The sequence below is a fragment of the Maritimibacter alexandrii genome (genome assembly GCF_005871115.1).
In the GTDB taxonomy this organism is placed as follows: domain Bacteria; phylum Pseudomonadota; class Alphaproteobacteria; order Rhodobacterales; family Rhodobacteraceae; genus Maritimibacter; species Maritimibacter alkaliphilus.
The window spans coordinates 878,667-893,717 of sequence record NZ_SWKQ01000009.1; the positions used below are offsets into that span (position 1 = coordinate 878,667).

The 15,051-nt window shown below is 63.8% G+C and carries 12 protein-coding genes; 1 reads left to right on the plus strand and 11 read right to left on the minus strand.

The genetic code is table 11. The annotated features are described in order from the left end of the window. Nucleotides 1-279 precede the first annotated feature (279 nt). The 9 genes from FCT00_RS05255 to FCT00_RS05295 are packed head-to-tail and all read right to left on the minus strand — an operon-like array spanning nucleotide 280 to nucleotide 9,804. Nucleotides 280-678, minus strand: coding sequence for a RidA family protein (locus tag FCT00_RS05255; protein WP_138422109.1), 399 nt, complete (start codon nucleotides 676-678; stop codon nucleotides 280-282). 23 nt (nucleotides 679-701) lie between these two features. Beyond that, nucleotides 702-1,889, minus strand: coding sequence for a kynureninase (kynU, locus tag FCT00_RS05260; protein ID WP_138422110.1), 1,188 nt, complete (start codon nucleotides 1,887-1,889; stop codon nucleotides 702-704). After that, nucleotides 1,886-2,725 carry a tryptophan 2,3-dioxygenase gene (locus tag FCT00_RS05265; protein WP_138422111.1) on the minus strand — a complete coding sequence of 280 codons (840 nt, stop codon included), beginning with the start codon at nucleotides 2,723-2,725 and terminating at the stop codon, nucleotides 1,886-1,888. The genes kynU and FCT00_RS05265 overlap by 4 nt, the downstream gene beginning before the upstream one ends. Then, nucleotides 2,722-4,341 (minus strand): AMP-binding protein, encoded by a 1,620-nt coding sequence (locus tag FCT00_RS05270; RefSeq protein ID WP_138422112.1) that lies wholly within the window; start codon nucleotides 4,339-4,341, stop codon nucleotides 2,722-2,724. The genes FCT00_RS05265 and FCT00_RS05270 overlap by 4 nt, the downstream gene beginning before the upstream one ends. Before the next feature lie 2 nt (nucleotides 4,342-4,343). Continuing rightward, nucleotides 4,344-5,498: an acyl-CoA dehydrogenase family protein gene (locus tag FCT00_RS05275; protein ID WP_138422113.1), complete on the minus strand. Its 1,155-nt coding sequence runs from the start codon at nucleotides 5,496-5,498 to the stop codon at nucleotides 4,344-4,346. Continuing rightward, a complete protein-coding gene (locus FCT00_RS05280) occupies nucleotides 5,498-6,298 on the minus strand; it encodes an enoyl-CoA hydratase family protein (RefSeq protein ID WP_138422114.1) in 801 nt (266 codons plus the stop codon). Before FCT00_RS05280 ends, FCT00_RS05275 begins: the two co-directional genes overlap by 1 nt. 1 nt (nucleotide 6,299) lies before the next feature. Continuing rightward, nucleotides 6,300-6,773 (minus strand): MarR family winged helix-turn-helix transcriptional regulator, encoded by a 474-nt coding sequence (locus FCT00_RS05285; RefSeq protein WP_040884994.1) that lies wholly within the window; start codon nucleotides 6,771-6,773, stop codon nucleotides 6,300-6,302. Then, nucleotides 6,770-7,513, minus strand: coding sequence for an SDR family NAD(P)-dependent oxidoreductase (locus tag FCT00_RS05290; RefSeq protein ID WP_138422115.1), 744 nt, complete (start codon nucleotides 7,511-7,513; stop codon nucleotides 6,770-6,772). The genes FCT00_RS05285 and FCT00_RS05290 overlap by 4 nt, the downstream gene beginning before the upstream one ends. Next, a complete protein-coding gene (locus FCT00_RS05295) occupies nucleotides 7,510-9,804 on the minus strand; it encodes a bifunctional salicylyl-CoA 5-hydroxylase/oxidoreductase (RefSeq protein ID WP_138422116.1) in 2,295 nt (764 codons plus the stop codon). Before FCT00_RS05295 ends, FCT00_RS05290 begins: the two co-directional genes overlap by 4 nt. A gap of 135 nt (nucleotides 9,805-9,939) precedes the next feature. On the opposite strand from FCT00_RS05295, the gene FCT00_RS05300 reads away from it, so the two are divergent. Further along, complete coding sequence (locus FCT00_RS05300; protein WP_138422117.1) at nucleotides 9,940-10,752, plus strand: alpha/beta hydrolase; 813 nt, start codon at nucleotides 9,940-9,942, stop codon at nucleotides 10,750-10,752. A 43-nt stretch (nucleotides 10,753-10,795) separates the two neighbouring features. Here the strand turns inward: FCT00_RS05300 and FCT00_RS05305 are convergent, their stop codons facing one another. Beyond that, nucleotides 10,796-11,458: a hypothetical protein gene (locus FCT00_RS05305; protein ID WP_138422118.1), complete on the minus strand. Its 663-nt coding sequence runs from the start codon at nucleotides 11,456-11,458 to the stop codon at nucleotides 10,796-10,798. Nucleotides 11,459-11,542: 84 nt separating this feature from the next. Beyond that, on the minus strand, nucleotides 11,543-14,743 hold the full coding sequence (locus FCT00_RS05310) for a chemotaxis protein CheB (protein ID WP_235888964.1): 3,201 nt from the start codon (nucleotides 14,741-14,743) through the stop codon (nucleotides 11,543-11,545). Nucleotides 14,744-15,051: the final 308 nt, after the last annotated feature.

The window sequence follows — 15,051 nt, forward strand, 5'->3', positions numbered from 1 at the left end:
CCCGTGGAAAGGTCGGTGAGAAGGTAGGATCGAGGACGCGAACGTCGCCGTTGGAAAGGTGGTCTAGCGGCGTAAAGGCCGGCGCCAGACATCGCGCCCTTGGGTGGTCGACGACGCAAGGCTCATCGTCACCCACCCCACGTGCGAGGCCTTACAGGGCTGGGCTCTCAGCCCCCCACGAACCGCCGCCCGGCGGCCCCGAAGCGGCCTCATCGCAGTCGAAAGGAGAATGTGTGCCGCCCTAAAGTGGCCACCAGATTGAACGCGACCGACGCGCGTCTAGCGCGCGACGAATGCCGTGGCTTCGATCTCCACCAGCGCCTCGTCCTCGACCAGATCTTTGACGACGACCAGCGACATGGCGGGGAAATGTTTGCCGAAGATGCGACGATAGGCCGCCCCGATCTCGCGCTGATGGGCGAGGTATTCGGCCTTGTCCTTCACGAACCACGTCAGCCGGCCCACGTCGGTCACATCTCCGCCCGCCGCCCGGACGATGGCGGCGATGTTGGCCAGCGCCTGCTCCATCTGTTCGAGAAAGCCGCCCTCGACGAAAACCTTTTGCGCGTCCCAGCCGATCTGCCCGCCGATGTGCAGCGTCCCGTCCGGCATATGCATCCCGTTCGCATAGCCCAGAGCGGGCGCCCAGCCTTCGGGGTGAATGGTTTCAGGTTTCATCGGTTCTCCTCCACGCCCTCGGGTCATGTCACGCGCGAACGCGTCTGATATTTCGGATCGTTCCACAGGCTGTCGTTGATGACGGTCGCCACGTGAGCAGCCGCCGCGCGAATATCGCCCTCATCCAGGTAAAGCGGCGTAAAGCCGAACCGCATGATGTCTGGCGCGCGGAAGTCGCCGATCACCCCCCGGTCGATCAGCGCCTGAATGGCGGAATAGCCGTGCTCGAACCGGAACGAGACCTGGCTGCCCCGAACCCCCGCATCACGCGGCGAAGCGAGCGTCAAGGTCGGACACAGCTGCTCGACCTCGGCGATGAAAAGGTCCGACAGCCGGATCGACGCCGCCCGGACATCGTCCATCGAAAGCCCGTCCCACGCATCGAGCGCGGCATCCAGAACCGACAGTTGCAGGATCGGTGGCGTGCCGACGCGCAGGCGCTCGGTCGACATGGCGGGGCGGTAGTCCGGGTCCATCGCAAACGGCTCCTCATGGCCCATCCAACCGGCGAGCGCAGGCTGAACCGTCTCGACGATATCCGGGCGGGCATAGATGAAGGCCGGGGCACCGGGGCCACCGTTCAGATATTTATAGGTGCAGCCGACCGCGAATTCGGCACCCGACCCGGCCATATCCACCGGCACCGCCCCGGCGCTATGGGCGAGATCCCAGATCATCACCGCGCCGACCGCATGGGCCGCGCGTGTGATCGCGGACATGTCGTGCATCCGGCCCGTGCGGTAATCGACATGGGTCAGCATGACCACTGCGACCTCGTCGGTGATGGCGTCCACGACATCCTCGGGCGCGGGCGTGCGAAGCTCGTATCCCTTATCGATGGTGCCGATCAGACCCTGCGCCATGTAAAGATCGGTGGGAAAATTGCCGCTGTCCGACAGGATCGCGCGGCGATCCGGGTTCATCTTCAAAGCGGCGGCGAGCGCCTGATAGACCTTGATCGACAAGGTATCGCCGGTCGCGACGCTGCCCTCCGGCGCGCCGATGATCCGGCCGATCCGGTCGCCCACCTTCTTGGGTAGCGAAATCCAGTCGGCGGTGTTCCACGCGCGGATCAGATCCTGTCCCCATTCGCGGGTCATCACCTCCCGCGCGCGGGCCTCGGCGTTCACGGGCAACGGGCCGAGCGAGTTGCCGTCAAGGTAAACGACGCCCTCGGGAAGGTGGAACAATTCCTTGCGCAAGACGGTCATAGCTCACCCCTCAGATGCCAGAGTTCCGGAAACAGTTCGACGTCGAGCATCTTGCGCAGATAAGTCACGCCGGACGTGCCGCCGGTGCCGCGTTTGAAGCCGATCACCCGTTCGACCGTGGTGACGTGGTTGAAGCGCCAGCGCCGGAAATAGTCCTCGAGATCGACCAGTTTCTCGGCCAGTTCGTAAAGCGTCCAATGCGCGCGCACGTCGCGATAGACGGCCGCCCACCGCTCCTGAATGGCCTCGACCGCCTGATGCGGATGGGTCAGTTGCGGCGCAGGCATGTCGCGGTCGTTTCCGTCGAGCGTTTCGAACAGGAACCGCACCGCCTCGTCATAAAGGCTCGGACGTTCGAGTTCGCGGGCGAGCTTCGCGTGAATCTCCGGCACATGGGCATGTGGTTTCAGCAGGTTCGGATTGCGGTTGCCGAGGACGTATTCGATCAGCCGGTATTGGTAGGACTGGAACCCGGAGGACGGGCCGAGCACCTCGCGAAAGGTGGTATAATCCGACGGGGTCATCGTGCGCAGGATGTCCCACTGGTTATTGAGCTGTTCGAAGATGCGCGACACGCGGGCGAGCATCTTGAACATCGGCGGCAGATCGCGCGCGATCAGGGCTTCGCGGGCCGCCTGCATCTCGTGCAGGATCAGCTTCATCCAAAGCTCGCTCGTGTGGTGCTGGATGATGAACAGCAACTCATCATGCGCGCCGGAGAGCGGGTTCTGCTGGTCGAGCAGGGTGTCGAGGTCGAGGTAATCGCCATAGGACATGGCCCCGGCCATCGCCATCTTGGCGCCTTCGCTGCCGGGATCGTATGCGTCGCTGCTCATCTGTCGGCTTTCAGCTTGAAGCGTTGGATTTTCCCGCTTTCCGTCTTTGGAAGCGCCTCGGTGAACCGCACGCTGCGGGGGTATTTGTAGGGGGCGATCTGCGCCTTCACGTGGTCCTGAAGGGTCTTGACCATCAGCGCGTCGTCCGCCGCGCCCTCGGTCAGCACCACATGCGCCTCGACGATTTGGCCGCGTTCGTCGTCCGGCACGCCGATCACGGCGCATTCCAGCACGGCATCATGCGACAGAAGCGCGGCTTCCACCTCCGGCCCCGCGATGTTGTAGCCGGACGAGACGATCATGTCGTCGTTGCGGGCCGCGAAGTGGAAATACCCGTCTTCGTCCTGCACGAAGGCGTCGCCGGTGATGTTCCAGCCATCGACCACGTATTCCTCCTGCCGATGCCCGCCCAGATAGCGGCACCCGGTCGGGCCACGGACGGCAAGGCGCCCGATCTCGCCCGCTGGCAGGTCTTGGCCCTCCGGTCCGATCACCTTGGCTTCGTAACCCGTGACGGGTTTGCCGGTGCAGGCCCGTTTGTGATCGTCGAAGCGATTGGTGATGAAGATGTGCAGCATCTCGGTCGCGCCGATCCCGTCGAGCATCGGCTTGCCGGTCTTTTCCTGCCATTCGTCATAGACCGGGCCCGGCAGCGTCTCGCCCGCCGAGACCGCCGCGCGCAGGGACGACAGGTCCGCGCCCTCGTCCATCGCCCGCAGCATCACGCGGTAGGCGGTGGGCGCGGTGAAACACACGGTCGCGCGGTACTTCTGGATGATCTCGATCATGTTCGGGGGCGAGGCGTTTTCAAGCAGGGTCGCCGTCGCCCCGAAGCGCAGCGGAAAGATCGCGAGGCCGCCAAGCCCGAAGGTAAAGGCAAGCGGCGGCGAGCCGACGAAAATGTCCTCGGGCACGACCGACAGAACCTCTTTCGCATAGCCATCCGCGATAATCAGCAGATCGCGGTGGAAATGCATCGTGCCCTTGGGCGTTCCCGTCGAACCCGACGTGAACCCGATCAGCGCCACATCGTCCGAGGCGGTCGGAACGGCATCGAACGTGACCGGCTTTTCAAGCGCCAAACGGTCGAGTTCGGCGTCATGGTTCGAAGTGCCGTCGAACCCCACCACCGTTTCCAGAATGTCGCTGGATTTCGCACAGAGGATCATTTCGTCCATCAGCCGCGTATCGCACAAGGCAAGCTTGATCTCGGCGGCCTCGACGTATTTCGCGAGTTCCCCGGCCCGCAGCATCGGCATGGTGTTGACCACGACCGCGCCCGCCTTGGTCGCGGCAAGCCAGGCGGCCACCATCGCGGGGTTGTTGGCGGACCGGATCAGCACGCGGTTGCCCGGTTTCACCTTGAAATCTTCGACCAGCACATGGGCCAGCCGGTTGGTCCAGTCGGCCAGTTCCTTATAGGTCCGCTGTCGCCCGTTCCCGATCAGCGCCACGTGATCGCCAAACCCCTTGGCGACCATCGCGTCGGTCAGTTCATAGCCCGCGTTGAGGGTCTCGGGATACTCGAACCCGTCCAGCATCAGGTCCGGCCAACTGTCCGCGGGCGGCAGACTGTCGCGTGTGAACGTGTCGATATGCGCGGACGGACCAAGCATGGCTAACCCCTGTGGTGTTGTGCGAGCGTTTGGCGGGCGATGACGACGCGCTGAACGTCGGAGGCGCCCTCGTAGATGCGTAACGCTCTGATTTCGCGGTAAAGTGTCTCGACGGCGCTGCCGGAGCGGACGCCGTCGCCGCCGTGAAGCTGCACCGCCGTATCGATGACCTTCTGCGCCTGATCGGTGGCGAAGAGCTTCGCCATCGCCGCCTCGCGGGTGACGCGCGGCGCGCCGGCATCCTTGGTCCACGCGGCGCGGTAGACGAGAAGCGCGGCGGCGTCGATGTCGAGCGCCATGTCGGCGATATGCCCCTGCACCATCTGAAGCTCGGCCAGTGGCGCGCCCTGCACGCGGCGGGTGGTCACGCGGGTCAGCGACTCGTCCAGCGCGCGGCGGGCGAAACCGAGCGCGGCGGCGGCAACCGAGGCGCGGAACACGTCGAGCACCGACATGGCGATGCGGAACCCCTCGCCGGGGCCACCGATCATCGCCGACGCGGGCACCCGGCAGTCTCTGAACCGCAGCGTGGCGAGCGGATGGGGCGCGATGGTTTCCAGCCGTTCGGCCACCTCGAACCCCGGCAGGTCCGGGGTGACGATGAAGCACGACAACCCCTTGGCCCCAGGTGCCTCACCCGTGCGGACAAAGAGCGTGTAGACATCCGCGATCCCGCCGTTGGAGATCCACGTCTTTTCGCCGTTCAGGACATAGTGGTCGCCGTCGCGGGTCGCGGTCATCGTGGAATTCGCCACGTCCGACCCCGACCCCGGCTCGGTCAGCGCAAAGGCGGAAATCGCCGCGCCGCTCCGGGTCTTGGGCAGCCATTCGCGTTTCTGCGCGTCGCTCCCGAACAGCGTGATCGCCCCGGTGCCAAGCCCCTGCATGGCAAAAGCGAAATCGGCCAGACCGTCGTGGCGGGCAAGCGTCTCGCGGATCAGGGCGAGCGAGCGGACGTCGAGCGCCCCGATCTCGGACGCCGAATGTTTCAGCACGCCTGCATCCCCAAGCGCAGCCACCAGCGCCCGGCAGGCTGCATCCGTGTCCGTATGGTCGATGCTGTCCAGCGCAGTCGTCGCCCAGCCGTCCAGCCATTCGGCGAGGTCGCGGTGGCGCGGCTCGAAGAACGGCCAGTCGAGATAGCTCGTGTCGGCCATCAGTCGCCCTCGAACACGGGCGTTTGGCCCGCGATGAACGCCTCGTAGGCGCGGGTGAAGTCCTGCCCCTGCATACAGATCGCTTGGGCCTGCGCCTCGGCCTCGATCGCCTGATCGAGGCTCATCGACCATTCCTGCGCCAGCATCGTCTTGGTCATCATGTTCGAGAATGTCGGCCCCGACGCGATCCGGCCTGCCATCTTGCGCGCCTCGTCCATCAGCGCGTCCGGCTCGACGACCGCGTTGAAATAGCCCCATGCATGGCCTTCTTCGGCTGTCATGGACCGGCCCAGATACAAAAGCTCGGACGCCCGGCCCTGACCGATGATCCGGGGCAGCATGGCGCAAGCGCCCATGTCGCAGCCCGCAAGGCCGACGCGGTTGAACAGGAACGCGGTCTTTGATGACGGCGTCGAAATCCGCAGGTCCGAGGCCATGGCGATGATCGCGCCCGCGCCCGCCGACACGCCGTCGACCGCCGCGATGATGGGTTTGCCGCAGCCGATCATCGCCTTGACCAGATCGCCGGTCATCCGGGTGAAGGTCAAAAGCTCCTTCATCGTCATCTTGGTGAGCGGCCCGATGATGTCGCGCACATCGCCGCCGGACGAGAAATTCCCGCCGTTCGGCGCAAGGATCACCGCCTTCACTTCGTCGTCGTAGTGAAGCTCGCGAAACCAGTCGCGCATCTCGGCGTAGCTGTCGAAGGTCAGCGGGTTCTTCCGCTCGGGCCGGTCGAGCGAGACGATGGCGATGGCGCCGTCGATCTCGCATTTGAAATGGGACACGTCGGTGCGCATGTCAGGTCTCCTCCTCGTGGTGTGTCGTCAGCTCGTCGAGCCAAGCGGTCATGTTGGCGATGCCGTCCGCGTCGACCGAGCCGAGCAGTTCGTCGATCCAGCCCTCGTGCACGGCAGCGTGGTCGGCGAAAAGCGCGCGCCCTTTCGGGGTCAGGCGGATCAGGTTCGCTCGCCTGTCGCCCGCGACCGAAACGCGCAACGCCAACCCCTCGTCGGTCAGCTTGTCGACGATGCCGGTGATGTTTCCGTTCGACACACGCAGGAGCCGGGAAATCTCGCTCATCTTCAGCCCGTCCGGGTGGCGGTGGAGCGCGGACATCACGTCGAAGCGCGGCAGGGTCCAGTCGAAATCCCGGCGCAGGCGGCGGCGCACCTCTTCCTCGATCATGCCGCTGGCCTTGAGCAGCTTCAGCCACAGGCGAAGACGCTCCTTCGAGAGGGTTTGTGAGGGGCGTTGCCCGGCGTCCGCCGTCATACCTCACCCCCCGTGATCGAAAGCGTGTGGCCGTTCACCGACCGCGCGGCATCCGACATGAGCCAAAGCACCGCGCCCGCGACCTCGTCCGTCTCGATGAACCGCCCTTGCGGATTGTTGGCGGAAAGCGAGGAGCGGGCGGCCTCGTCGCTCATGCCCGTGGTCTTGACGATATTTTCGACCGATCGATCCAGCATCGGCGTGTCGATGAAGCCGGGGCAGACGGCGTTGACGGTGATGGGCGTTTTCGCCAGTTCCAGCGCAAGGGCACGGGTCAGGCCGACGACCCCATGCTTGGCCGCGCAGTAGGCCGAGACGTATGGGTAACCCTTCAGCCCCGCCGAAGATGCGATGGCGACCATCCGGCCCCATCCTGCGGCCTTCATGTCGGCCAGCGCGGCCTGCCAGACATTCGACGTGCCGATGACGTTGACCGCCAGCGTCCGCGACATGAGGTCGGGGGTCATACGCGCGAACGGGGCGCTTTCGGCCATGCCCGCATTGGCCACGACGCCATGAATCGGCCCCGCCTGATCGCGCGCCTTGTCGAAGGCCGCACCGACCGCTTCGGAGTCGGTGACATCGCAGATCTGGTACGGCAGACCCTGTTCGGCCAGCGGCGCCTCGGTCCGGCCCATGACGGTGACCGTGGCCCCGGCCTTTGCAAGTGCCTGCGCGGTCGCGGCGCCGACACCCGTTCCGCCGCCTGTGACCACGATATGACGACCCTTAAGGCTCATACCCGTGCCGCCTCGGCATCGCGGTCGGCCAGTCGCCAAGCCTGATCGCGCCCGGCGAGATAGGGCAGCGGCCATGCCTCGGCGCGATCACCGACGCGGGTGGCTTCGTGCAGGGTCCAGTAGGGATCGGCGAGATGCGGGCGGGCGATGGCGACCAGATCGGCGCGCCCGGCCATGAGGATCGAATTGGCGTGGTCGGCTTCGTAGATGTTGCCGACGGCCATCGTTGTAATCCCCGCCGCGTTCTTGATCCGGTCGGAAAACGGCGTCTGGAACATGCGGCCATAGACGGGCTGCGCTTCGGTCGAGGTCTGGCCGGCCGACACGTCGATCAGGTCGGCCCCGGCCAGATCGAACGCCCGCGCGATTTCGACGGCTTCTTCGGGCGTCACCCCGGCCTCGCCCACCCAATCGTGCGCCGAGATGCGGACCGACATGGGTTTGCCCGCCGGCCATACCGCCCGCATCGCTTCGAACACTTCGAGAGGATAGCGCAGGCGGTTGTCCAGCGACCCGCCGTAGTCGTCCGTGCGTGTGTTGGAGGTCGGCGAGATGAACGAGGACAATAGATAGCCGTGCGCCGCGTGGAGTTCGATCATGTCGAACCCCGCCCGTGCGGCCATTTCGGTGGAGGCCACGAACTGATCGCGAACCTCGTCCATGTCCGCGCGGGTCATTTCCCGTGGCGTGGCGTTGTCTTCGGACCACGGGATCGCCGAAGCCGAGATCAGATCCCAGTTGCCCGAGGCCAAGGGGGCATCCATCCCCTCCCACCCGAGGTTGGTGGAGCCTTTGCGGCCCGAGTGCCCGATCTGGCAGCAGATGCGGGCATCGGTTTCCGCATGGACGAACTCCACGATCCGGGTCCACGCCGCTTCATGCTCCGGCGCGTAAAGTCCGGGGCAGCCCGGCGTGATCCGGCCCTTGGGGGACACGCAGGTCATTTCGGTGAACACCAGCCCCGCCCCACCCTTGGCGCGCTCGCCAAGATGGACGAGGTGCCAATCGGTCGGCGTGCCGTCCTTGGCTTTGTATTGCGCCATGGGCGACACGACGATGCGGTTCTTCAGCTCCATGTTGCGCAGCTTGAACGGTGTGAACATCGGAGCGCGGACCGGCGCGTTTCCGTCCACGCCCGCGCGCATCGCGAACCAGCGTTCCGCACTGGCCAACCAGTCGGGATCGCGCAGGCGGAGGTTTTCGTGGCTGATCCGCTGCGACCGCGTCAGGAGCGAATAGTTGAACTGCACCGGGTCGAGGTCGAGGTAGCGTTCCACATCCTCGAACCACTCAAGCGAGTTGCGGGCAGCCGATTGAAGGCGCAACACGTCGAGCCGCCGCTCGTCCTGATACCGCTCGAACGCACGCTCCATCGTCGGCTCGCGATGCAGGAATTCCGCCAGCGCGATGGCACTGTCGAAGGCAAGCCGCGTGCCCGACCCGATCGAGAAATGCGCGGTGGCCGAGGCGTCGCCCAGAAGCACCACGTTCTCATGGTGCCAGCGTTCGCACAGCACACGGGGGAAGTTGATCCAGACCGCCGAGCCGCGCAGATGGCCCGCGTTCGACATCAGGTCATGACCGTCGAGATGACGCTCGAAGATGCGGCGGCAGGTTTCGACCGTTTCGTCCTTGGTCATGTCTTCGAAGCCGAAGCGATCCCAAGTCTCCTGCGAGCATTCGACGATGAAGGTCGCGGTGTCGGCGTCGAATTGATAGGCATGGGCCCAGACCCAGCCATGTTCGGTCTTTTCGAAGATGAAGGTGAAGGCGTCGTCGAATTTCTGATGTGTGCCGAGCCAGACGAACTTGCACTTTCGCGTGTCCACGTCCGGTTTGAACGTGTCGGCATAGGTGGCCCGCACGCGGGAGTTCAGGCCGTCGCAGCCGACCACGAGGTCATAGTCCTTTCGGATCGCCTCGACATCGTCGAATTGGGTTTCGAACCGCAAGTCGACCCCAAGCTCGCGCGCCCGCTCCTGTAACAGCACCAACATCTGCTTGCGCCCGATTCCCGCGAAACCGTGGCCGCCCGACACCGTTCGCACGTCGCCATGAATGACCGCGATATCGTCCCAGTAGGCGAAGTGATCGCGGATCTGCTGCGCGCTTTTCGGATCGTTCGCTTCGAGGTTTTCCAGCGCGTCGTCGCTGAGAACCACGCCCCAGCCGAACGTGTCGTTGGCACGGTTTCGCTCCATCACGACGATCTCGTGCGACGGGTCGCGCAGCTTCATCGAAATCGCGAAGTAGAGACCGGCGGGTCCACCACCCAGACAGGCGATCCGCATCGTGGCGCTCCTTTCCCAATGCCGGGATCAAGCCCCGACTCACCCAAAGCCTACGCCTTGTCGAAGATACTTCAAGCTTGAAATATTTATGTTTGCACTATACCCTGAACCAGAGCGTGCGAGAGGGGTGCGGCGATGGGCAGTGCAGTGGCGGACACCGGGATCGACTGGGAAGAAGCCTTCGTGAATGCAGGCCGCATCGACGGCGGCGAAACCTATCCCGATCTCTGGACCGACAGGGCTAAGGCCTTCCGCAAGAGCGCGTCCGCCGCGTTCGACATTCCCTATGGCGATCATGACAGGCAGGTGTTCGACCTGTTTCACCCGACCGGCGCACCACGCGGGTTGGCGGTCATCGTGCATGGCGGCTACTGGCTCAGGTTCGACAAATCTTTCTGGTCGGATCTGGCTGAGGGCGCGTTGGCACATGGCTGGGCCGTCGCGATGCCGAGTTACCGCTTGGCCCCCGAGGTGCGGATTTCGGAAATCTCCAATGACATCGCAAGCGCCATTGCTGCGGCGGGCGAGCGGATTGCGGGGCCGATCCGGCTGACCGGACATTCGGCAGGTGGCCATCTGGTCACCCGCATGGTTTCGGAGTCTACCCCCCTCCCCGCAGCGGTTGCCGACCGGGTCGAACGGGTCGTCTCGATCTCGGGCCTGCACGATCTGCGCCCGCTTCGACGGAATTCGATGAACGAGGCCCTGCGCCTCGATGCCGATGAGGCGGCTGCGGAAAGTCCCGCGCTGGGCGACAAGCGCGGGAAGGTGGATGTGACCGCATGGGTCGGCGCACGGGAACGGCCAGAGTTCCTGCGGCAAGCCGCGCTACTCGCCGAAGCCTGGTACATACCGCTCGTCGCCGATCCGGGGCGTCACCACTTCGACGTGATCGACGGGCTCAAAGACCCGGATCATCCGCTTTGTCGGGCGTTCGCCGCAGATTGATCCTCAAGGATGGTGCCCGCTGAACGGGCCGATGCGGAAACGCTCAATACCGTCCGATGGCGTTTGTCTGGGCCGCGATTTGCCGGGCCGCAAGGTCGAGGTCGGGGGCATTGCGCAGATAGCGTTGCAGCAGGACCGCGAAGAACCCGATCTCGTTCCGGTTGCGCGCAAGCACCTCCAGCCGTTCGGCCACCTGCTCCATCACATTGCGGCTGAGGGTGGTCGGCGGCCCGACGTCGGCAAGATCGAGCGCGGGGTGCAGAAGCGACAAGAGCGTATGGGCCGCCGCCCCTTCGAGTTTGGCGAACATATCCGTCTCGGTCCGGTACTTAGGCAGAAGCACCGCCTGAAGCGCGCCCAGCGCCCGAATGAAGCGGATGGTCAGCGACTGAATGCCGGTGACGACCGACTGCGCGATGACGCGGATGCCGCCAAGCACCAAACCGGGAATTTCGATGAGCGCGGAACTATCGGCCATCACGCCCTTCGCCGGCCCGTCGGGCAGGTAGGGCTGCAACTCGCCCAGAAACTGCGGAACGAAGGCCTGCGCAAGCGGCAGGTTTTTGCGAAATCCAATGCGGTGATGGACGTCGCCGCGGTTGATGTCGATCTGCTCGGCGAACCATTCGCCCGAGTCCGAATCGCGGACGAGGCGAATCTGGAGCGTGTCGTTGGGTCCGTCTTCCGAGATCTGTTCCATGCTCATACTCTAGTCACCTCAACGGCTTCGCGCTACTTCTCGCGAGTTAACAAACTCTTAACGCCTGCCCCGCCGTAGCGCCGTTTCGGGTCAGGTCACGATCTGAAACGACCCGTACAGGTGGGTCGCCTTGCCGTTTTCATCCACTTCCGCACGCCCCGTGCCGCGGCACTTCGCGCGGCTTCCATCCGGGCGCTCGATCTCTTCGACGTAGTCGTAAGGCTCGTTCTTCTCGATCGCCGACTGCATGTAATCCGCGACGCGGTCGCGCGCGTCCCCCACGAACAGGCGCAGCGCCGTATCGACCACCGGGGGATCGCTCGGATCGAGGCCGAGGATGTCGTAAAGCTGCGGGCTCCAGTACGGCAGGTCGTGTTCGATATCGTAGGAATAGAACCCGATCCCCTGATCCGCCGCGACCTCGTTATAATGCTGAACCAGCAGGTCTTCGTTCCGCTGGCGCGAGAAATCGCGGAACACGCCGACCAGCGCCACGGCTTCGCCAGCCTCGTTCCGCACCGACGATCCGGCCGCTTCGACCACGATCGTGCGCCCGTCCGCGCGATTGAGGCGGGCGAAGAAGTGGAAGGGCTCGCCGGTTTCGACGGTCTTGTCGATGGCCGTGCGCACCATCGCCTGATCGTCGGGATGATAGAAGTTCACCCCTTCGTCCAACTGCCTGCGGTGGTTGTCCGGGTCGATACCGTGGATCAGATAGGTCTCACGCGACCAGTCCAGTTCGCCCGTCGTAAGGTTCATCTTCCAGGTGCCGATGTCGCCGAAGGTGCGCAGCGTCTCGTTCAGCTTGCCTTCGATGGACATATCCACCTCGTCGGCCAGAACGATCAGGCCGATCAGCCCCTCGCCCTCGGTGGACAAGGGAGACACGGACAGGGTGATGAGCGAGTCGCCGATTTCGATGTTGCGGGTGTGAACCTGCCGGTCGAGCAGGGCCTGCGAACAGATGTCGACGAGGGGCGGGTAGCCTTTGGGAATGTAGCACTGCGACAGATGACCCAGCGAATGCCCCCGTTCCTTGATCTGGAACGTCTGGATCGCGCTTTTCGACGCGTGGCGGATAAGCAGGCCGAGGTCCAGCATCATCATCACCGTAGGGATGCCCGAGATCAGACCGTTGAGCTCTGCGGTCGTCCGCTCAAGCTGCGAGGTGTTGACCAGCAGTTCCTCGTTCACCGTGATGAGTTCTTCGTTCGTCGACTGAAGCTCCTCGTTCGAGGTTTCGAGCTCCTCGTTCGTGGACTGCAATTCCTCGTTGGACGACTGGAGTTCTTCGTTCAGCGACTGAAGCTCTTCGTTCGATGTCTGAAGCTGTTCGATGGTGACCTGAAGCGTATCGCGGGTGCGGGTCAGTTCGGTTTCGAGATAGTCGAGGTAATCCGTCCGCTCGGCTTCGTCGCCCTTCGGCTCTTCCCGCATCTCGGTCTCAAAACCGATCAGGACGAGCGGCTCATTCTCGGAATCGCCGCTTTCCGGCATGATCGGATAGGCGACCATGCGAAGGTTGTTGTATCCGCGCCCGTCGATCTGGTGCCATTGACCGGCGCGCGTTTCCTTGTGTTTCAGCGCAACCAGAACCATCGACCCGGCCTCATAGGCCAAAGTCTTTTTCAGGACGCCAAGGGTCATGCTGCCCTGAATCGGCTCCCGCATCTCAACGAATTCGGCGATGTCGCCGTAGATCTTGAGGATCGACTTTTCGCTGTTCGTCAGGATGCCTGTGGACACGACCGACCGGGCGAGCGAGTCGAAGCGCCACGTGTTTTCGTGGACGATCTGGCCGCGATGGAACCCGGTGCCCGACCCCGACTGGAAATTGAGCCCCGCAGGCAAGGTGCGTTCCGGCCCCGGCGGACGGGACAGACGCAGCGAACGCTTGCCGAAGATCTTCGAGTTCGACTCGATGGGCACGAAGTAGCTTTCCAGCACGCCCGTCGTCTCGGACGTGCCGAGGAACAACAGACCATCCGATTTCAGCGCATACTGAATGCGGGTCAGCACGCGCTCCTGCAACTTCGCCTCGAAATAGATAAGCACGTTTCGGATCGAAACGAGGTCGATCGACATGAACGGCGCATCCTGAAACACGTTGTGACGGGTGAACATAACATGCTGCTTGAGCTTGTCCTTCACCTTCACCGTGTCGTCGGACACGTCGAAGTAACGGTCGAGAAAACGCGCCGGAATGTCGCTGGCGGCAGAGGCCGGGTATTTGCCCTTGCGACCTATGCCCAGCGCCCGGTCGTCGATGTCCGTCGCGAAAATCTGAAGCTTGTCCTTGGACAGTTTTTCAAGCCCGCCCAGCGCCTCGGCCACGAGGATCGCGATGGAATACGCCTCTTCCCCCGTCGCGCATCCCGGCACCCAGACCCGGATCGTTTCGTCGTCGTGATCGGCGAACCGCTCGGCGATTTCCTGTTCCAGCGCGGCGAACTGATCGGGATCGCGGAAGAAGTTGGTGACCGAGATCAGGAGGTCGCGATACAGCGCCTCGACCTCTTCCACCGAGCGGCGGCAAAGCTCGACATATTCCTCGAACGTCTCGATGCCCTTCGCGAACATCCGGCGATGGATGCGACGGTTGATCGTCGTTTCCTTGTAGTGCCGGAAATCGACCAGTGTGTGTGCGAGCAGGATCTGGAACAGGTCGTGGTTCTTCGACGTCTTTTCGTTCAGATCCTTGAGCGACGACAGATCGCGCGGCTGTTGCAGGACGGTGGCAAGGTGCTGGCCGATCTGTTCGGGCGTGAGCGTGAGGTCGACGCAACCCGTCCGGATCGCCGAGATCGGCATCGAGTCGTATTTCGACGTGCCGGGGTCTTGCGCGATGGTGATCCCGCCGGCTTCGCGGATCGCCTGCACGCCATATGACCCGTCGCTTCCGGTGCCGGACAGCACGACACCGACCGCGTTCGACCCCAGATCGCTCGCCAGCGATTTCAGAAGGCGGTCGGCGGACGGCTTGGGCGCGGCATGGTGACCGACGGGTTCGCGCAGGACGAGCGTGCCGTTCTCCAACACGACATCGCGGCCCGGTGGCGGGACATAGATCGTTCCGGGCGACGGCACGGTTTCCGCCTCGACCTCTTCGACCTTCAGCCGAGTCTCGCGCGACAAGAGCGGCACCAGCATACTCTTGTGGCTGGGCGACATATGCTGCGCGATCACATAGGCGCAATTCAGGCTCTTGGGCAGGTTCTGGGCCAGCAAGGACGTGGCCTCGAGCCCCCCTGCCGACGCTGCAATTCCCACGACAATCAGATCTTCGACCACCTGATCCAAATTCAGCCCTCACGATACCCACCGAGCTTTCGTCGCGCCCGGTTTCGTGTTTCCCATCAATCTCTACGACCGGCCCGAACCATTTTTCCGGTTTGCAACCACTCGCCCCGCCATACATCTTAAAGGCGAATGAGTGCGAGGGCGAGACCCAATTGCGGGTAGCGCCCGTTCCCTTCACGAAGTCGAAGCAACGCCTTCGTCAACGCTTTGCACAACAATTGACCAAATGGAAAAATATCCGGCGCGTCGCGCGGCAGGTGCGGAATGAAACATCTCAATAATTTTTACCAATTGATAAA